The organism is Shewanella mangrovi (genome assembly GCF_000753795.1).
GTDB lineage: Bacteria > Pseudomonadota > Gammaproteobacteria > Enterobacterales > Shewanellaceae > Shewanella > Shewanella mangrovi.
In genome coordinates this window covers 209,123-228,741 of sequence record NZ_JPEO01000006.1, presented here as the reverse complement: position 1 = coordinate 228,741, position 19,619 = coordinate 209,123, and the positions used below count along the sequence as shown (strand labels likewise).

The following is a 19,619-nucleotide window of genomic DNA, read 5'->3' as shown; positions in this document are numbered from 1 at the left end:
CATCGGTTCGAACCCGATATGTCGCTCCAATACTGCTGAATATTGATGATTGCGACATTAGCTCAGTTGGTAGAGCGATACCTTGCCAAGGTATAGGTCATCGGTTCGAACCCGATATGTCGCTCCAATCATCAAGCAAGTTTCGATGCGACATTAGCTCAGTTGGTAGAGCGATACCTTGCCAAGGTATAGGTCATCGGTTCGAACCCGATATGTCGCTCCAAATTTTCTCTCCAAATGCTTTCAATTCCCCACTAAAACAACTAATTTTTAGCTGTAATTTTAGTCTAACGATGCAGTCGACCTTAGTTTTCGTGATCTATCGCCAGATTCTTACGTGTTCGCTAATGTAGCGAAATTCATGACCTAAAAAGTATGACAAGTGTCATGTAATCCTTAGACTTTTACTTACATAATGGACGTAGAGTAAATCAACCAGCGGCGTTAACGCTGCAAGTCATGGAGGGTGCGGAATGCGTATCCAACAACTGCGTGAACTACTTGAATATGTTGCTGAATGTCACTTAGATATGGCCAAGCTGTATCATAGATTGAACGAACAAGCTGACTCTTCCCGAACCAAACTGCTCTTGGATTACTTCGAACAACATCAAAAAGGTGTTGCCCGCCATCTGGAAGATTACATTGACGAAGCGCCTAAACGTATTCTTGAAAGTTGGTACAAGGACTTTGTCTTTGAAGACTTCAGCAAGCGTTGTGAAAACGCTATGTTGCCAGCCACGATGAATGACGATGATGTGCTGGAGCTACATTTGGAATTAGACAATCTGCTGATTGGCCTGTTAGAAAAAACTGCCAATTCATCTTCAGCGGCTGATGTGAAAAGCGCACTGGAAGATTTGGTACGAGTACAGAAGATCCATCAGCAACGTTTGGTCCACAGCACCATGCGCATGGATGATATCTGATTTTTACCGCTTAACTCCCGTAACTTGCACATTTTAGCCCGGCTGGACCGGGCTTTTTTCATGCTTTGGTAAATTAACCTTTCTGATAATGACCAAAGTCATATTGAGCTATGCTGGAACTTGCTAGGCTCAAGCTCTATTTATTACACACTCAAGGTTAGGCAACGCAATATTCAGGCGTGAACCTTCGGCTTCGTGGAGTAGTTTATATGGCGCAACATTTATCTCATCTTCCAACCGCATTGTATGACGCTGCGACGATCCGCGATGCCGAGCAAGCGTGGGCGAAGCACCATCAGGCACCTTTGTTTCAATTAGTTGAACAGGCCGGACTAGCCGCATTTGAATTACTGCAACAGCGCATTCCTGCAACGAGTCGTATTGTGGTCATTGCCGGGCAAGGCAACAATGGTGCTGATGCGCTTATTTGTTATTTCTGGCTTAAGCAGCGTGAGTTTGATGTCAGCTTGCTGGTTCATAGTGGAAAACGTGCAACCGCTGAATGGCAGCAAGCATGGCAGTTGCTGCAAGCGCATGATTATGCCGTTGCTGACACCGAGGCCGATTTCGCCGATGTTGATGTCATTGTGGATGGGCTGCTAGGTACGGGTGTGCGTGGCGAATTACGTGAGGATGTTGCCGCGCTGGTGACTTGCATTAACCGTAGTAAAGCCATCGTCTTCAGTTTGGATTTACCCTCAGGCATTAACGCTGATACAGGTACAGGTAATGCTATCGTCGCCGATTTCACGCTCTGTATGGGCGCCATGAAGCAAGGTTTACTCACTAGCAAAGCAAGGAACTGCACTGGCTTACTCTACTTTGCTGATATTGGACTTAGTGAGTTTTTGCCTGAACCCGAAGTAAAGCGAGTAGGGTATGAGTATCTCGCCGGAAACCTAGCTGCGAGAGCTCGCGACAGTCATAAAGGTGACAGTGGCCGCGTTACTGTTATTGGCGGTGACTATGGTATGGCAGGAGCCGTCAGACTGGCCAGTGAAGCTTGTCTGCGCAGTGGCGCTGGATTAGTCACAGTCGTCAGTCGGCCTGAACACCAGCTAACCATCAATAGCAACCGACCGGAATTGATGTTCCGGGGATGTGAGCTGGTGGATATGGAGGTGTATTCACGTCTTGGCTGGGCTAAGGTGCTGGTGTTGGGGCCTGGACTTGGCAAGCAAGATTGGGGCTATAACCTCTTCAAGGCAGTTGGACTCAGCGACAAACCTATGGTACTGGATGCTGATGCGTTAAATTTGCTTAGCCAAGAACCTCGGCGTGAAACGCGTTGGGTGCTGACGCCGCATCCCGGTGAAGCCGCACGTCTCTTAGCGGTTGACGTTGAACAGGTAGAGCAAGACCGCTTTGCTGCGGTTCGAGAGCTGCAGCAGCGATACGGTGGGGTGGTGCTGTTAAAAGGGGCGGGCACGCTTATCTGTGATGGGGATTGTGTCTATGTGGCGCCGGTGGGAAATCCCGGGCTTGCAAGCGGTGGGTGCGGCGATGTGTTATCTGGTATAATCGGCGCGCTAATTGCCCAGGGACTTGATTTATCACGCGCGACAATCGCTGCTGTGGTTATCCATGGTGAAGCGGCGGACAAAGCCGCGGAGGATGGCGAGCGCGGCATGTTAGCGAGCGATCTGTTTCCTTGGATCCGTCGTTTAGTGAATACCGTGTAAAAGCAGCGAACGCTGCAGAATGGAAGTAAAACAATGTCGAGTGAACCGCTTGTACTGCAGCTGAAAGATGAAACTGAAACCGTCGCCCTAGGTCGCACTTTGGCGCAAGCTATTCAACCGCCGCTGGTGATTTATCTAACAGGAGAGTTAGGGGCGGGCAAAACCACGATGAGTCGAGGTCTTATCCAAGCCTTAGGTCATCAAGGCGCAGTAAAAAGCCCTACCTATACGCTGGTCGAGCCTTATGAGCTTGCCGATATCGATGTTTATCACTTTGATCTTTATCGATTAAGCGATCCTGAAGAGTTGGAATTTATGGGGATTCGTGATTATTTCAGCGATCGAAGCCTATGTTTAGTCGAATGGCCTGATAAAGGTGTTGGTTGTTTGCCGCCAGCGGATATACATCTGCATATTAAATATGTTAATACTGGGCGAGAAATTACCCTAGAAGCCTCGTCTCCCGCTGGCAAGGTGCTATTAGATAACATAAATAACAATGCCGAAAGCTAATAACATCTCGTTTTATGCCATAGCCATAACTGCGCTTTTATCCCTATTTAGCGCAGCGGCATTTGCCGCCAATACACTTAATAGTGTGCGTATCTGGGCGGCACCAGATTCTACACGTGTGGTCTTTGACTTAGGAAATAAACCAGATTTTAAATACTTCACGCTGAATAATCCTGAGCGCTTAGTCATTGATCTTGATAGTACCCATCAAGGCAGTAAGTTATCGCTGGCGAATCTGAGTAATAACAGTCAACTCGTTAAGCGGGTGCGTTTTAGTAAACCGCCTAAAAAAGGCATTTTGCGGCTTGTTATTGATCTCAAACAAGCAGCGAATGCCAATCTCTTTTCATTACCGCCGACCGGGCCTTATGGTGATCGCCTTGTCGTCGACTTTGAGTCCGGCCGTAAAACCACGATTAAGCAAGATAGTGACCGTCAACCTCAGGATGATCGCGACATTATTGTCGCTATTGATGCTGGCCATGGTGGTGATGACCCTGGGTCTATCGGTCCTTCAGGGATGTATGAAAAACGCGTTGCATTGGCGATTGCTAAGCGGGTTGCCGATGAGATAAACGCCGTGCGTGGCATGAAAGCAATTATGACCCGATCAGGCGACTACTTTGTCGACTTGAACCGGCGTTCCGAACTGGCCCGCAAAGGTAAGGCTGATTTGTTAGTATCCATTCACGCTGATGCCTTTACTTCGCCGCAACCGCGCGGCGCATCCGTATGGGTGTTATCTAATCGGCGGGCAAACTCTGAGATGGGGCGTTTGCTGGAGCAAAGCGAGAAAGTATCGGAACTGCTCGGTGGTGTTGGTGAAATTGTGCAAAATACCGACAGCGAACAGTATTTGATGCGTACCTTGATCGATATGTCGATGGACAACTCGCGTTCGGCAGGGTTTAGAGTCGCGGATGATATTCTAAGCCGTCTCGGGAAAGTCACTAAATTGCACAAAAGCAGTCCTGAATACGCCAGCCTTGCAGTATTGAAATCGCCCGACATTCCGTCGCTGTTGGTTGAAACCGGGTTTATCTCAAATCCGACGGAAGAGAAGCTGCTCCGAAGCAGTAATCATCAGCAAAAGTTGGCGAATGCCATTTATGGCGGGATTATCAGTTATTTTCAGCATTATCCCCCCGAAGGTACGCTTCTAGCACGCAGCGCCAGTATCAACCATAGCGTCAGTCGTGGCGAATCCCTGTCGGTGATTGCGGCGCGTTACAATGTGTCGGTCGCCGCGATTAAAAAAGCCAACAACCTTAAATCCAATATGCTACGGATTGGCCAGAAACTGGTCATTCCTAGAGCCTGAGGTCTCCATGTCTATTCGTGTGTTACCGCCGCAACTGGCAAACCAAATCGCCGCGGGTGAAGTGGTTGAGCGTCCGGCTTCCGTAGTGAAGGAGTTGGTTGAGAACAGCTTGGATGCCGGAGCGACACGCGTTGATATTGAGATTGAGAAGGGCGGCGCCAAGCTGATTAAAATTCAGGATAACGGTAGTGGCATTGCCAAAGATGAATTGGCCTTGGCCTTGTCGCGTCACGCCACCTCAAAGCTAACCACAATTGATGATTTGGAAGCGATTTTAAGTTTTGGCTTTCGGGGCGAAGCGCTGGCCAGTATTAGTTCCGTGGCCCGTCTGACGCTGACGTCCAAGACGGCAGCACAAAATGAAGCTTGGTTAGCTTATGCGGAAGGTTCAGAAATGGCCGTAAAGGTGATGCCTGCTGCCCATCCACAAGGCACCACCATCGAAGTTGCTGATCTGTTCTTCAATACGCCGGCGCGGCGTCGTTTTTTAAAAAGTGATAAAACCGAATTTACTCATATTGATGAGTGGCTGAAACGGATCGCAGTTGCGCGCCCCGAGATCCATCTGACGCTGAAAAACAATGGCAAGCAGATGCGCAATTACCGTCCTGCAGTAACCGAAAGCCAATACCTGCAAAGATTGACTCAAGTGTGTGGCAGAGCCTTCGCTGAGAAGGCGGTTAGAGTGAATTGCGAACATGAAGGGTTAAAACTTAGCGGCTATCTGCAATCACCTATGCAGCAAGAACTGGTCGATGCGCACTATTTTTATGTTAACGGCCGCCATGTCCGCGACCGTCTAGTCACCCACGCGGTAAAGCAAGCATTTGCTGGATTAACCGAAGTGGAGCAGCCTGGTTATATTTTGATGCTTGAAGTCGACCCGCATCAAGTGGATGTTAATGTGCATCCAGCTAAGCATGAGGTACGTTTTCACGAAGCGCGTTTTGTGCATGATTTTGTGCTGCAGGGATTATCCTCGGCATTGGAACAATGTTGGTCACTTTCCCCTACAGCCGATACGCCATTAATTAAGTCGCAATTAAGCCAGCCCACCTATGATCGCGGCGCTGATGACAGCTACAGCGCAAGTCGCAAAGCTGCTGAAATTGATTATGAAACCGGTGAATATCGTCCGTCGAGCTCAACGGTTCGAGAGAGCCATGGCTCGTTCAACCTTGGTTCAGCTCCGCGGCAATATGGTGCTAGTTCGCCATCCAAAGCGGCAGTGCGGAATTATGGCGCATTAATGAGTTCGTCGCTTGCGGTCAAGGAGACCATTGCCGCGGACGAAACAAATGTTGTTGCCGCAATGCCACCTCTGCTAGACGGTGACTATTGGGTGTTGACCGACGAGCATCGTCTAAGCTTGCTGGCAGTAAAGCAGGTTGCTAAGTCTTTGACTAAGTTAGATATCGAGCTAAAGCTGACATCGGGCTTGCCGATGCAGCCGCTATTAATGCCAGTGTCTGTTGATATGGACACTAGCGCTAAACAGCTGTTAGAACAGCGCGCCACATTGATCGAACAGTTAGGCTTTGTTGTCGGCATGCGACAGCGCCAGTTGATAATCAAAAAAGTGCCCCCATATCTACGGGACACCCAGCTTGCACAAGTTGTACCCGCATTGCTGGCATGGTTGGCAGACGGTGAGCATTCATTGAGTGATATCGCCGAATGGATCGCCACCAAGAGTATAAGCGGTTTCGTTTCGGCGGCGGTTGTTTGGCAGCAGTTGATGCAAATAGATGACGCCCAGCGACAACAGATTTTTAAAATGGCCAAGTCATTACCTTGGCAACAGTGGATGAGCGAATCGGTTTGACGGTAACAGCGAAGCCCCAAATTATTACGCTGATGGGGCCAACGGCATCGGGTAAGACCGAGTTAGCCATTGCGCTTGCAGAGCAACACAATTGTGAAGTCATCTCGGTAGATTCGGCGCTGATTTATCGTGGCATGGATATCGGCACTGCAAAGCCATCGGCCGTTGAGTTGGCGCGTGCGCCACATAGATTGATTGATATTCGCGACCCCAGTGAAAGCTATTCGGCTGCAGACTTTCGTGCCGACTGCTTGCGTGAAATAGAAGATATTCTCGCAAGAGGAAAAACGCCGTTATTAGTCGGTGGCACGATGATGTATTTCAAAGCCTTGCTGGAGGGTTTATCACCATTACCCAGTGCCGATGAAGAGGTCAGAGCAGCGATATTAGCGGAAGCTGAGAGCATAGGTTGGCAGGCGTTACATCAGCAGTTATCCGAGGTGGATCCTGTGTCGGCAGCTAGGATCCATCCTAACGACCCTCAGCGTTTATCTCGAGCGTTGGAGGTGTATCGCATTAGCGGCAAGTCGCTAACCGAGTTGACCCAAACAAAGGCCGACGCGTTTCCTTATGAGGCGCTGCAGTTTGCTATTGCGCCATCAGACAGAAAAGTATTGCACGCGCGTATTGCGGAACGTTTTCAGCAGATGTTAGCGTTAGGTTTTATCGATGAAGTTACGCAGTTGCGGGCGAGAGAAGGTTTACATTTAGAATTACCGTCGATGCGATGTGTGGGATATCGCCAGTGTTGGCAGTATCTCGACGGTGAGTTTGACCGTGAAAATATGACCGAAAAAGCCATAGCCGCCACTAGGCAATTGGCAAAGCGTCAATTAACATGGTTGCGGGGGTGGCCAAACTTACATTGGCTCGAAAGCGGTGCAAACAGTAATTTAGTTACGGTTATACGCCAAAGCCGCTAGCTTAATGGCCCTTGCTGTATAATACTAAAACTAAATAAGAAAGTGTCACTGTTGGATTAATATAAAGTAAAAAGGAAATAAAAAATGGCTAAGGGGCAATCATTACAAGACCCATTCTTGAATGCGTTACGCCGTGAACGTGTTCCTGTTTCTATCTATCTGGTCAACGGTATTAAGTTGCAGGGGCAGGTAGAGTCTTTTGATCAGTTTGTTATTTTGCTGAAAAACACCGTAAGTCAGATGGTTTATAAGCACGCCATCTCAACAGTGGTACCTTCACGTCCATTCAACATGGGCAGCGGTAGCCATCAAGGTAGTCAGTCTGGTTATAACGGCCAGCATGAAGACAGCAGTGAACAGTAATATTTAAGGAGCTTACTTCTTGTTTGAACGCTATGAGGCGGGGGAGACAGCCGTTCTGGTTCATCTGGAATTTTCAGATGAAGACAGCAGAGAAGATCTCCTTGAGTTGCAACTGTTGGTGGAATCGGCAGGAGCACATTCAGTCGGTGTCATAACAGGAAGTCGTAAAGCGCCTGATCGCAAATATTTTGTTGGTACTGGTAAGGCTGAGGAGTTAGCAGCGTTAGTGGCTGCTACCGAAGCTAATGTGGTGATTTTCAACCACGCGCTGACGCCAGCTCAAGAACGTAACTTAGAAGCACTGTGCCATTGCCGGGTACTGGATCGCACTACGTTAATTCTTGATATTTTCGCGCAGCGAGCGAGAACGCATGAGGGGAAGTTGCAGGTGGAGCTAGCACAGCTGCGCCACATGTCGACCCGACTTATTCGTGGTTGGACGCACCTTGAGCGTCAGAAAGGGGGCATCGGTCTTCGTGGTCCTGGGGAAACCCAGTTGGAAACCGACCGCCGTCTGCTTCGGGGGCGTATCAAATACATTAACCGCCGGCTTGAAAAAGTCGATAAACAGCGTGAGCAAAGCCGCCGTGCACGTCAGCGCAGTGACATGGCGACTGTTTCGTTGGTCGGTTATACCAACGCTGGTAAGTCAACGCTCTTCAACACACTAACATCGTCAACAGTTTATGCAGCCGATCAGCTGTTTGCTACACTGGATCCAACACTACGTAAGTTGGATCTGGAGCATCATGCTGTCTTTTTGGCGGACACTGTAGGATTCATTCGTCATTTGCCTCATGAGTTGGTGGCTGCGTTTAAGGCGACGTTGCAGGAAACTCGTCAAGCCGATCTACTGCTGCATGTGGTCGATTGTGCCGATGACAATATGGACGACAATTTTGCTCAGGTGCAAAACGTACTTGCTGACATTGATGCGGGAGATATTCCGCAGCTTATCGTCTGTAACAAAATAGATTTGTTAGAGGAAGCACAAGCAAAAATTGATGTCGATGCAGAAGGTAAGCCCTTTAGAGTGTGGATCTCTGCGCAGCAGCAGCTTGGTTTAGAGCTGTTGCGTGATGCAATCGAACAGTTAATTGGCAGTCATGTTGTTGATTTAGATTTAAAATTGCCTGCGAGTGCAGGTAAATATGTAAGTCAGTTTTTCCGACTAGAAGCGATTCAACAGCAGGCATATGACGACGAGGGCAATTGTTTGCTCAGTGTCAAAATGCCCGAAGCGGATTGGAATCGCTTAGTGAAGCAAAGCGAAGGCGAGCTTGAAAGCTTTATTATTGAAGCTGAAGCGGAAACAGATACAGTTATTAGATAACCCTGTGTATTCATTCTGTTATGGAGTGTTAAATGGCTTGGAATGAGCCCGGTAACAAGGGTAATGATCCTTGGGGAAATAAAGGTGGTAACGATAAAGGACCACCAGATGTCGATGAAGTGTTTCGTAAATTGTCGAAGCGCTTTGGTGGTTCAGGCGGTGGTGCTGGTTTCAGCCTCGGTGCACTGTTGATTGTGGTGGTAATTGCCCTTGTTGTCTGGGGGCTATCGGGTTTTTATACCATCAAGGAAGCAGAGCGCGGCGTGGTTATGCGTTTTGGACAGCACATTGGTGAAGTGGGGCCAGGTCTGCATTGGAAAGCGACGTTTGTCGATACTGTGTTGCCAGTAGACGTCTCAACCGTACGTTCTATTCCAGCTTCTGGCAGCATGCTGACAGCTGATGAGAACGTGGTGCAGGTTGAGTTAGACGTGCAGTTCAAAGTGACGGACGCCTATCGCTATCTGTTCAGTGCTGTGGATCCTAAGTCTAGTTTGAGTGAAGCGACAGACAGTGCATTACGTTATGTCGTCGGTCATTCGCGGATGGATGATATTCTGACGACAGGCCGTGCCACCATTCGTGATAACACTTGGGCTGAAATTGAACGCATTATCGAACCTTACAAACTGGGTTTGACCATTGTTGACGTTAACTTTTTGCCAGCGCGTCCGCCGGAAGAAGTGAAAGAAGCGTTCGACGATGCAATTTCAGCGCAGGAAGATGAGCAGCGTTTTATCCGCGAAGCGGAAGCTTATGAACGCGAAATTGAACCTAAAGCTCGTGGCCAGGTACAACGTATTAACCAAGATGCTCGCGCTTACAAAGAGCGTGTCGTGCAGGATGCTGAAGGTGCTGCCGCGCGGTTCGATAAATTGTTACCTGAGTATAAGCAGTCGCCACAAGTAACCCGTAAGCGTTTATATCTTGATGCCATGCAGGAAGTTTATAGCCATAGCAACAAGGTGCTGGTCGACAGTAAAAACAGCAATAACATGATGTATTTACCGTTAGATAAATTGATGGATAAGCGTGCATCTACGTCATCTGATACCGATGTCATGCAGCCAGATTCAGTTACCAGTTACAGTAGTTCGTCGGCGAATAGCACTTCAAATTCGTCAAACAGTAACTACATGTCAACCACAGGACGTATTCCGCGTGAAGCGCGTGTGCGTCAAGGTCGGGGGGAATAATCGATGCGGGGATTACTGATTATTGTCGCCATTGTGATTGGTGTAGGTCTGTCGTCTTTGATGGTGGTTACCGAAGGTGAACGCGCTATCGTGTCGCGCTTTGGTGAAGTATTGAAAGACAACATTGACGGTAAGCCGGTTACTCGAGTTTATGGCCCTGGCTTGCACGTTAAGGTGCCGTTGATTGATAAAATCCGTTACTTAGATGCGCGCATTCAGACGCTGGATGGTGCTGCCGACCGTTTTGTTACCTCAGAGAAAAAAGATCTGATGGTTGACTCATACGTTAAGTGGCGCATTAAAGAGTTTGAAAAATTCTACCTAGCCACCAACGGTGGTATGAAGTCGAATGCAGAGATGTTGCTGCAGCGTAAGATCAACAGTGATCTGCGTACTGAGTTCGGTAAACGCACAATCAAAGAGATTGTTTCCGGCATTAGCGAAGACAGCAAAGTGGAAGGCTCAAGCCGTGACGAGCTGCAACGTTTGGCTCTGGAAAATGCGGCGAAGAGTGCTGAAGACTTAGGCATTGAAGTGGTTGATGTACGCGTTAAGCAAATTAACCTGCCTAACAATGTAAGTAACAGTATCTTCCAACGTATGCGCGCAGAGCGTCAGGCTGTTGCTAAAGAGCACCGTGCAAAAGGTAAAGAGGAAGCGGAAACAATTCGCGCTCGTACCGATGCTAACGTGGTGGTAACTCTGGCTAATGCCCGTCGTGATGCTGAAATCGTGAAAGGTCAAGGTGATGCATTAGCGGCCAAAATTTACGCTGATGCCTACAATAAGGACCCTGAGTTTTATAGTTTCTTACGTAGTTTAGAAGCTTATAAAGCAAGCTTTGCTGGTAAATCCGATGTGATGGTGCTTGCACCTGACAGTGAGTTCTTTAAGTACCTTAAAGACGGTGATAAGTAAGCTTATCGGTCAGTCAAAAGCCCAGTCTTGAAGCTGGGCTTTTTTGTGGCTGCGCGACAATATTTATGTGCTTGATGCGTGATTTTTATCACTTTTTCAAATGAATTGTTGAGTACTTTTTCTTATAATGCCGAGTCATAGCAACCCTAATTCAAGCGCTTTTCTCATTGTATGCGTGGCGCTGCGGAGATAAATGGATGAGCAGTTCGGCCGATTTCGGACGCAGACGCATTCTGGCAATAACGACTATTGCGGTCGGTGGGGCAGGTATCGCTGCCGCTACAGTGCCTTTTATCAAATCTTGGAATCCCTCCGCCAAAGCCAAAGCGGCATCAGTACCTGTTGAGGTCAATATTAGTAAGCTTGAAGAAGGTCAATTGATCAAGGTCATGTGGCGTGGCCGGCCCGTTTGGGTGGTCAGGCGTCCACGAGCAATGTTGGATGCACTACCATTGCATGATGATCTTTTGCGTGATCCTTTGTCGTTAGAGCCACAGCAACCTAAGTATGCGCAGAATCCATGGCGCTCAATTAAACCTGAAATCTTTGTTGCTGTGGGTATTTGTACCCACCTAGGTTGCTCGCCGACCTATCAGCCAGATAACTTCGCTGACCATGTTGAAGGCATTGCGTCAGGTTTCTTCTGTCCTTGCCATGGCTCTGGATTTGATATGGCAGGGCGGGTATTTCAGGGCGTGCCTGCGCCACTTAATTTAGTCGTGCCACCACATCAATATCTTGATGATGGTCGTATCGTGATTGGCACTCATCAGGAAACACGATAACCATGAAAAGTCTGATTCGATGGTTGGATGATCGTATTCCCATGACCGCGACCTATAAGCGGCATGTAGGACAATACCCGGCACCTAAGAACTTTAATATTTGGTATCTGTTTGGATCGTTAGCTCTGTTGGTTCTGTTTAACCAGTTGTTTACTGGTGTATGGCTGACAATGAGTTATGTGCCAACCACTGAAGGTGCATTCGCCTCCATTGAATATCTGATGCGCGATGTCGAATACGGCTGGCTACTGCGCTATATGCACTCCACCGGCGCGACTGCGTTTTTTGCTGTGATTTATCTGCATATGTTTCGTGGTTTGCTCTATGGCTCCTACCAAAAGCCTCGAGAATTGCTGTGGATTTTCGGCATGCTGATTTTTCTGGTGATGATGGCTGAAGCCTTTATGGGATACCTGTTACCTTGGGGACAGATGTCCTACTGGGGCGCACAGGTGATCATTTCGCTGTTTGGCGCAATTCCTGTAATTGGCGATGACCTAACACTGTGGATCCGTGGTGACTACGTGGTTTCCGGCGCCACGCTTAACCGCTTCTTTGCGCTGCATGTGATTGCGTTACCACTGATTATGGTGGTGTTGATTTTCCTGCATCTGATTGCATTACATGAAGTCGGCTCAAATAACCCTGACGGCATTGAGATTAAAAAGTACAAAGATGACGATGGCTGGCCGCTCGACGGTATTCCATTTCACCCTTATTACACAGTAAAAGATGTCTTGGGGATTGCGGGCTTTTTGATGCTGTTCTGCTTTTTTGTGTTCTTTATGCCAGAAGGCGGTGGACTTATGTTGGAGAGTCCAAACTTTGAAGCGGCTAATCCGTTGAAGACTCCAGAACATATCACGCCCGTTTGGTATTTTACGCCGTTCTACGCCATGTTACGCGCAGTACCTGACAAACTTGGTGGCATTGTCGTCATGGGTTTATCGATAGCCTTGCTGTTTATTCTGCCTTGGTTAGATCGTTGTAAGGTGAAATCGGTGCGTTATCGCAGCGGCTATCACAAGTTCAATTTGATGCAGTTTTCCGTGTCATTTATTGCGTTGGGGGTTATTGGTTTACTACCGGAAAATACCCTGCTGAAGTGGTGCGCGCGAGTGTTCACCTGTGGTTATTTTGGCTTTTTTATCGCCCTTTGGTGGTACAGCAAACGAGAGCCAACGAAGCCGGTGCCGGAAAGGGTGACATTTAAATGAAGCAAATATTTGTCGTCATCTTACTGTTGCTGCCAGCCCTCAGTTTTGCCGCGGATGTCGAGTTATTACACGCAGACGTTGATGGCAAAGATGTTGCCGCGCAAAAACGTGGTTTTAAGGCCTTTCAAACGCACTGTGCATCTTGCCACAGCACGCATTTTCAGCGCTATCAGCGTGTCGCTGATGATCTTGGGCTGACAGAAGAAGAGCTAAAGCAACTGATGTTCACAGGTGCTCAACCGAGTGACCTAATAGAAAGTGCCATGTCTGAAAAAGAAGCCACTCGCTGGTTTGGCATGGCGCCTCCTGATTTAACGCTCGTTAGTCGTGTGCGCGGTGAAGACTGGGTCTACACCTTTTTAATGTCGTTTTACCAAGATGAAAAACGTCCGTTTGGCGTCAACAACCTGTTGATGCCTTATACGGCAATGCCGCATGTGTTGCAGCATGAGCAAGGACTAGCAACACCGAAAATTGAGCAACAGCAGCAGAAGAATCGGACAGTGTCTAAAGTCGTCGCTGTTAATCCTGCGCAAGCTGGGGAAATGTCGGCAGAAGAGTATGCCGCCTTGGTCAAAGATATTACCGCGTATTTGGTCTATGCTGCCGAGCCTATCAAAGCTCAGCGTGAGCAAATGGGGCGTTGGGTATTGCTGTATCTCGCCTTCTTTTTACTGTTGGCGTGGTGGTTAAAGAAAGAATATTGGAAGGATGTACACTAAAGCCTACAAAAAGTGGTAAAATACGGCATCCAAAGAGCGCGAACTGAGCAAAATTGGCTCATGTTTGCGTTTATTTTATGAAATCTGGAGGGGATCGATGGCTCTGGCTGCCAATAAACGCTCTATTATGACCCTGTTTTCCGGGGCTGATGATTTGTACAGCCATCAGGTTCGTATTGTACTGGCTGAAAAAGGGGTAACAGTGGATGTGCTGCAGGTAGACCCTAATGAACTGCCTGAAGATTTGCTTGAACTGAACCCTTATAACTCAGTTCCAACACTGGTTGATCGTGAACTGGTGTTGTATGAAAGCCGCATCATTATGGAATACCTCGATGAGCGTTTCCCTCATCCACCATTGATGCCTGTTTACCCAGTATCACGTGGTCAAACCCGTCTGATGATGCACCGCATCGAAAAAGATTGGTACAGCTTAGTTGAGCGTATTCGCACTAATGACCGTGCTGACCAAGCGCGTAAAGAGTTGCTGGAAAGCATTTTGGCGATTGCGCCAGTGTTTGCAGAAGTACCTTACTTCATGAGTGAAGAGTTTGGTCTGGCTGATTGCTATCTCGGCCCATTGTTATGGCGTTTGCCAGCATTGGGTATCGAACTCGATGGCAAGGCTTCAAAAGAGATCAAAGGCTACATGACTCGCGTATTTGAGCGTGAATCATTTAAAGCGTCTTTGACTGAAGCTGAACGCGAAATGCGCATGGGGCTGTAATGAAAGGAATGACGCCAAGTCGCCCGTATCTGCTGCGCGCCTATTTCCAATGGCTGTTAGATAACAATCTAACGCCGCACCTAGTGGTCGATGCCACAGTGCAGGGAACTCAGGTACCAGTGCAGTACGTGAAAGACGGGCAGATTGTATTGAACATTGCACCGTCAGCAGTGGGAAATCTGCAAATTGGGAATGAGTTCGTAGAATTCAGTGCCCGTTTCGGTGGAGTACCACAGCAGTTGATTCTGCCAATGCAGGCTGTTGTTGCCATCTACGCTCGAGAAAATGGCGCCGGTACAGTATTCGATATGGAAGATGCTTATCTGCTCGAAGATGGCGAAGACGCCATGCTCAATGTGGTGGAGTCTGAAGCAACTGATGTGGTTGCGGAGAGTAAGCCCAAGGCAGCGTCGGAAGAGGATAAGGCCAAACGCCGAGCTCATTTGACCGTCGTTAAGTAGCGATAAGTTATTCAAAAAAGCCAGTCTCAGACTGGCTTTTTTGTTGCTGTATGATGCACTAACGCTTGCTATCAAACCATGCGAGCAATAATTGTGACTGCATGATGAGTTGGTTAGAATCAATGTTATACAAAATGATGACAAGGGCTTATCGATGAAAGGTGCAGGCGGCACATCAGGTGGAATAGGGCAATTTTTCCTCGGCTTGGCGATGATCTGTGGTGGTGGTTATCTGCTACTTAGTGCCATCAGTGTGACATCCAGTTTTGGTTTGGGCGCGCGGCTCTATGGGGTCGGTGTTCTCGGCAGTCAGTGGGGGATCACTGGTGGCATGATTATGATCCCTTTCATGTTTGGTGTCGGCTTAGTGTTTTATAACAGCCGCAATGTCCTTGGTTGGTTGCTCGCCGTAGGCTCATTGATTGCCCTCATCTTTGGCGTCATCTCATCGGTACACTTTCATCTGCGCAACATGACCAGCTTTGATTTGATCGTTATTTTGGTGCTGCTTGTCGGTGGCATTGGGTTGTTTTTACGTTCGCTCAAATCTGTGGAAGGTTAAGGCGTGTCTCAATTACCGTTACTCTACAATTTTCGCCGTTGTCCTTATGCGATGCGGGCGCGCTTGGCAATTTTGGCCAGTGGAATTGCGGTACAAGTACGTGAAATTGAGCTAAAGGATAAGCCAGCTGCCATGTTAGCCTTGTCGCCGAAAGCGACCGTCCCCGTGTTGCAGTTGGCTGATGGGACTGTACTGGAAGAAAGTGCTGATATCGCCTTGTGGGCATTGCAACAACAAGACCCTCATCAGTTGCTGCAGCTAACTGCAACAGAGCAAACATGGCTACAGCAGTTGTTAGCGCAGAATGATAATGAGTTTAAATATTGGCTCGATCGCTATAAGTATTTCGATCGTTTTCCTGAGCAACCTCAATCTCATTATTGGCAACAAGCTTTGGTATTCCTCGAAAAATTAGAGCAGCAATTAGCGAGCCACGAGCAAGTGTATTTGTTGGGTCGAATCACCCTAGCTGATCTATTGGTGATGCCGTTTGTCCGTCAATGCGCATTTGTTGAACAACCGCGATTTGCTGCGGCGAAGTTACCCTACCTGCAACGTTGGTTAGCGGCGTGGCTTCAACATCCTTGGTTTGTCTGCGCGATGCAAAAGCGGCCTATATGGCAACTAGGCGCAGAAGAATATTGTCTACAATTGCCTTAACGCGAACGCAATTTTTTCCGTTAACGCTGGGCAAGGTTAACCGTTGGTTCTTTGGCTCGAATCACATACAATGCCGCCGCATTATTTTGAGTTGAGTAACTAGGCGATCATATGCTGCTGATTATCGATAATTACGATTCGTTCACCTATAACTTGGTGCAGTATTTTCAGCAGCTTGGTCAGCAACCGCACGTTGTGCGTAACGATGAGATCACAGTGACAAAAATCGCTGAGCTAATGCCTTCTCATCTCGTCATCTCTCCCGGTCCCTGTACCCCAAATGAAGCCGGTATTTCGCTCGCGGCTATTGAAGCATATGCGGGTAAGCTACCTATCTTGGGGGTTTGTCTTGGTCACCAAGCTATCGCACAAGTATTCGGAGCCCAGGTTATTCGTGCCAAACGCGTGATGCATGGTAAAACGTCGGCAATTCACCACAATGGTCAGCGGTTGTTTTCAACATTACCTATGCCGCTCACAGTCACCCGTTACCACTCGCTACTGATTGACCAAGTCCCGAACAGTTTTATCGAAGATGCATGGTTTGATGACCCTCAGCATGGTCATGAAATTATGGCCATTAGTCATCCTGAGTTGCAGCTTTTTGGCGTGCAGTTCCACCCTGAGTCCATTTTGACGCAATCGGGGCATGCGCTGCTGCAAAACTTTCTCGCCCAATAAATGCTATTTGCTAACACGCTCTTACAAGTTTCCTCGCCAACAATGCGCTAGCCTTGCCGCTGCTATGGTATAAATGGCGCTTTGTTGCGATCTTATTTCCCAAAGGCCGATGCGCCTGGGCTAAAAACTACAAAAGGAAATGGAATGAACTGTTACCTTCGCCAACTTGGCTTGAGTGCAATTGCGCTCGCCGTGCTTTCTGGTTGTGCAACGACCAGTGCCGAACAAGCTGCGACTAGCAGCAGTGTCGCTGCGGTCGTCAATACACCTGCGTTAGTGGCTCCGCCAGCGGCAGAGCAGCCATTAACGTTGAAGCAGATTATGGCAGATCCCGATTGGATGGGATTAGCCCCAGAAGGTGCTTATTGGAGTGACAATGGCCAGTCGGTACTATTTTCTCGCTCTAAAAGCGCATCGCCGCTGCGCGACTATTACCAATTAAACCTTGCCACTGGTGATACTCAGCAGTTGCCATTAGCACAACTGCATCAAGCATCGCAGCAGCAAGGTGTTTATAGCGCAGATAAACAGCGCAAAGCTTACGTATATCAAAACAATCTGTTTGTGAAAGATCTCAAAAGCGGTGTCGTACAACAACTGACTCGCCAAGCCGATAGAATTGATGGTGTAAGCTTTTTGAGTAGCGGCGACTTAGTTTACTGGCAAGGTGACAAAGTTTTCCAAATCGATACTCACACTGGCATGGTGTCGGTGTTGGCCGATATTCGCTTCGCCAAAGCACCTGAGGGCGTGACAGAACCCAGTACTTTCTTGGCCAAGCAACAAGCGCGTTTAATTCAATTTATCGCCAAAGAACATGCGAATGCCAAAGCTAGCGAAGACTATAAAAAAGCCTTGCGTGCCGTCGACCCGACCATGGCGGCAGAGCCATTTTATCTCGGCGAACAAGATGCGCTGCAAGAGCTGACGGTATCACCAGATGGTCAATATCTATTCCTAGTGTTACAAGATAAGAACTACACAGGTCGTTCGCAAAGCGACGTTATGCCGGATTATATCAACGCCGATGGTCATATTGAGGCGGTGCCTGCAAGAGCGCGCGTGGCGGAAGATGATGTACCTGCGCAACGCTTTGTAGTGTTGGACTTGGTTAAACACAGCCAAAAGGATGTCACCCTGGAAGGCTTAACCGGTTACGACGAGGATGTGCTGGCTAAGGTCAAAACCGAGAACGCAAAGGCAGTAGGTAAAGATTACGACAGTGAGCCGACAGTACGTAAGATCCGTTTAATTGAAGACTGGAGCTGGCTGCAAAGTGCGATGCAATGGCAGCAGGATAAGCCTGTATTAGCCGTGATGTTAGAAGCGGTTGATAATAAAGACCGCTGGCTCGCCACCGTTGATCTGCAAAATGGCAAATTTGTCACACAGCATCGTTTGCATGATGATGCGTGGATCAACTATGACCACAACCAGTTTGGCTGGTTGCCAAACAGCAACACGCTGTACTATCTGTCCGAGCAAAGCGGTTATTCTCAGCTTTACACCAAGCCGTTAGGCGGAAAAGAGCAAGCGCTGACCAATGGCAACTATGTTGTGAGCGATCTGACTTTAGGGCCCAAAGCGCAATACATCTACTACAAGGCCAATAAAGCGCATCCTGGCAAATATAATGTTTACCGAGTGAATCTTGCTAGCGGTAAAAATGAGCAGCTAACTCATTGGACCGGTACGCTGGATTACGAACTGAGTCCAGCCGGCGATGCACTGCTGCTGACGGCTTCAAAGCTGACTAAACCAGATGAACTTTATCTGCAACCGATTGGCGGTGAACTGAAGCAGTTAACTCACTACACCAGCAAAGCCTTTGCTGATTATCCTTGGCAAGCGCCACAAATCATCGAGGTGCCATCAAGTCATGGTGCTGGCAAGGTGTATGCGCGCTTGTATCTGCCAAAGAACTTTGACGCTAAACGTGCTGAGAAATACCCCGCAGTGGTGTTTAACCACGGTGCTGGATATTTGCAGGAAGTGCATTATGGTTTCTCCGGTTACTTCCGCGAGTTTATGTTCAACAACCTGCTGGCGCAGCAAGGTTATGTTGTCCTCGACATGGACTATCGTGGTTCTAAAGGCTACGGTCGTGACTGGCGTACCGCCATTTATCGCAACATGGGCCACCCAGAAGTGGAAGATCTGCAAGATGGTGTGAACTGGATGGTGCAAAACACCAATATCGATGCCAAACGTGTGGGTACGTACGGTGGCTCGTATGGCGGTTTCCTGACCTTTATGTCGATGTTCCGCGCGCCAGACCTGTTTAAAGCCGGTGCGGCCTTGCGACCAGTGTCAGACTGGGCACATTACAATACTGGCTATACCTCCAACATTCTGAATATGCCGGATGATGATGCCATTGCCTACAACCGCAGTTCCCCTATTGAATTTGCCGCAGGGCTGAAAAACCATCTGTTGATTTTGGGCGGCGTGGTTGATAACAACGTGTTCTTCCAAGACAGTGTGCGTTTGGTGCAACATCTTATTGAGTTGGAAAACCCTAATTTTGACATGGCGTACTATCCGGTGGAGTCTCATGGCTTCCGTCAGCCGTCAAGCTGGTTAGATGAATACCGTCGTATCTTCCGACTGTTTGAAACTGACGTAAAACCCAAGCAACCATAATCGCTAGCGTTTTTGTCTCAAAATAGGCTCCCAAGGGGAGCCTATTTTTTTTGAATAACATTTCGTCACTTTAAATCGCCGCCACAAAACAGCAACTTTGCGCAGGTTACCTACAATAAAAACAGGTGAGGCCGATAAATTAACTAGTTAGAATAGCA

19 protein-coding genes and 2 tRNA genes are annotated in these 19,619 nt (G+C 48.2%); all 21 read left to right on the top strand.

All coding sequences use genetic code 11. The features are described 5' to 3' along the window. Positions 1 to 51: 51 nt before the first annotated feature. Positions 52 to 127 (top strand) — tRNA-Gly (locus tag HR45_RS10780). A gap of 20 nt (positions 128 to 147) precedes the next feature. Next, a tRNA-Gly gene (locus HR45_RS10775) sits at positions 148 to 223 on the top strand. A gap of 250 nt (positions 224 to 473) precedes the next feature. Next, positions 474 to 929: a hypothetical protein gene (locus tag HR45_RS10770; RefSeq protein WP_037442764.1), complete on the top strand. Its 456-nt coding sequence runs from the start codon at positions 474 to 476 to the stop codon at positions 927 to 929. A gap of 209 nt (positions 930 to 1,138) precedes the next feature. Then, a complete protein-coding gene (locus HR45_RS10765; RefSeq protein WP_037442762.1) occupies positions 1,139 to 2,611 on the top strand; it encodes a bifunctional ADP-dependent NAD(P)H-hydrate dehydratase/NAD(P)H-hydrate epimerase in 1,473 nt (490 codons plus the stop codon). A gap of 33 nt (positions 2,612 to 2,644) precedes the next feature. Further along, positions 2,645 to 3,124 carry a tRNA (adenosine(37)-N6)-threonylcarbamoyltransferase complex ATPase subunit type 1 TsaE gene (tsaE, locus tag HR45_RS10760; RefSeq protein WP_037442760.1) on the top strand — a complete coding sequence of 160 codons (480 nt, stop codon included), beginning with the start codon at positions 2,645 to 2,647 and terminating at the stop codon, positions 3,122 to 3,124. Beyond that, entirely contained in the window at positions 3,111 to 4,445 is a 1,335-nt protein-coding gene (locus HR45_RS10755) for an N-acetylmuramoyl-L-alanine amidase (RefSeq protein ID WP_052074681.1), read from the top strand. The genes tsaE and HR45_RS10755 overlap by 14 nt, the downstream gene beginning before the upstream one ends. Before the next feature lie 7 nt (positions 4,446 to 4,452). Further along, positions 4,453 to 6,270, top strand: a complete 1,818-nt coding sequence (mutL, locus tag HR45_RS10750) for a DNA mismatch repair endonuclease MutL (RefSeq protein WP_037442758.1) — start codon at positions 4,453 to 4,455, stop codon at positions 6,268 to 6,270. A 32-nt stretch (positions 6,271 to 6,302) separates the two neighbouring features. Continuing rightward, a complete protein-coding gene (gene miaA / locus HR45_RS10745; RefSeq protein ID WP_037442840.1) occupies positions 6,303 to 7,193 on the top strand; it encodes a tRNA (adenosine(37)-N6)-dimethylallyltransferase MiaA in 891 nt (296 codons plus the stop codon). An 84-nt stretch (positions 7,194 to 7,277) separates the two neighbouring features. Then, the gene (hfq, locus tag HR45_RS10740; RefSeq protein WP_037442756.1) at positions 7,278 to 7,556 is read left to right on the top strand and encodes an RNA chaperone Hfq; all 279 of its coding nucleotides are present in this window, start codon (positions 7,278 to 7,280) and stop codon (positions 7,554 to 7,556) included. Between the two features lie 19 nt (positions 7,557 to 7,575). Then, the gene (gene hflX, locus HR45_RS10735; RefSeq protein ID WP_037442754.1) at positions 7,576 to 8,889 is read left to right on the top strand and encodes a ribosome rescue GTPase HflX; all 1,314 of its coding nucleotides are present in this window, start codon (positions 7,576 to 7,578) and stop codon (positions 8,887 to 8,889) included. A gap of 32 nt (positions 8,890 to 8,921) precedes the next feature. Continuing rightward, entirely contained in the window at positions 8,922 to 10,085 is a 1,164-nt protein-coding gene (gene hflK, locus HR45_RS10730; protein ID WP_037442752.1) for an FtsH protease activity modulator HflK, read from the top strand. 3 nt (positions 10,086 to 10,088) lie between these two features. Continuing rightward, the gene (gene hflC / locus HR45_RS10725; RefSeq protein WP_037442750.1) at positions 10,089 to 11,003 is read left to right on the top strand and encodes a protease modulator HflC; all 915 of its coding nucleotides are present in this window, start codon (positions 10,089 to 10,091) and stop codon (positions 11,001 to 11,003) included. A gap of 197 nt (positions 11,004 to 11,200) precedes the next feature. Continuing rightward, positions 11,201 to 11,788, top strand: a complete 588-nt coding sequence (gene petA, locus HR45_RS10720; RefSeq protein ID WP_037442748.1) for a ubiquinol-cytochrome c reductase iron-sulfur subunit — start codon at positions 11,201 to 11,203, stop codon at positions 11,786 to 11,788. Positions 11,789 to 11,790: 2 nt separating this feature from the next. Continuing rightward, positions 11,791 to 13,005, top strand: a complete 1,215-nt coding sequence (locus HR45_RS10715; protein ID WP_037442746.1) for a cytochrome b — start codon at positions 11,791 to 11,793, stop codon at positions 13,003 to 13,005. Further along, positions 13,002 to 13,727 carry a cytochrome c1 gene (locus HR45_RS10710; protein WP_037442745.1) on the top strand — a complete coding sequence of 242 codons (726 nt, stop codon included), beginning with the start codon at positions 13,002 to 13,004 and terminating at the stop codon, positions 13,725 to 13,727. The genes HR45_RS10715 and HR45_RS10710 overlap by 4 nt, the downstream gene beginning before the upstream one ends. A gap of 97 nt (positions 13,728 to 13,824) precedes the next feature. Continuing rightward, positions 13,825 to 14,454: a stringent starvation protein SspA gene (sspA, locus tag HR45_RS10705; RefSeq protein ID WP_037442743.1), complete on the top strand. Its 630-nt coding sequence runs from the start codon at positions 13,825 to 13,827 to the stop codon at positions 14,452 to 14,454. After that, on the top strand, positions 14,454 to 14,915 hold the full coding sequence (locus HR45_RS10700) for a ClpXP protease specificity-enhancing factor (RefSeq protein ID WP_037442741.1): 462 nt from the start codon (positions 14,454 to 14,456) through the stop codon (positions 14,913 to 14,915). The genes sspA and HR45_RS10700 overlap by 1 nt, the downstream gene beginning before the upstream one ends. A gap of 154 nt (positions 14,916 to 15,069) precedes the next feature. After that, positions 15,070 to 15,477, top strand: coding sequence for a hypothetical protein (locus HR45_RS10695; RefSeq protein ID WP_037442739.1), 408 nt, complete (start codon positions 15,070 to 15,072; stop codon positions 15,475 to 15,477). Positions 15,478 to 15,480: 3 nt separating this feature from the next. Next, the gene (locus HR45_RS10690; protein WP_037442737.1) at positions 15,481 to 16,137 is read left to right on the top strand and encodes a glutathione S-transferase; all 657 of its coding nucleotides are present in this window, start codon (positions 15,481 to 15,483) and stop codon (positions 16,135 to 16,137) included. Positions 16,138 to 16,248: 111 nt separating this feature from the next. Then, positions 16,249 to 16,818: an anthranilate synthase component II gene (locus tag HR45_RS10685; protein WP_037442735.1), complete on the top strand. Its 570-nt coding sequence runs from the start codon at positions 16,249 to 16,251 to the stop codon at positions 16,816 to 16,818. Between the two features lie 144 nt (positions 16,819 to 16,962). Further along, the gene (locus tag HR45_RS10680) at positions 16,963 to 19,461 is read left to right on the top strand and encodes a S9 family peptidase (protein ID WP_037442733.1); all 2,499 of its coding nucleotides are present in this window, start codon (positions 16,963 to 16,965) and stop codon (positions 19,459 to 19,461) included. Positions 19,462 to 19,619: the final 158 nt, after the last annotated feature.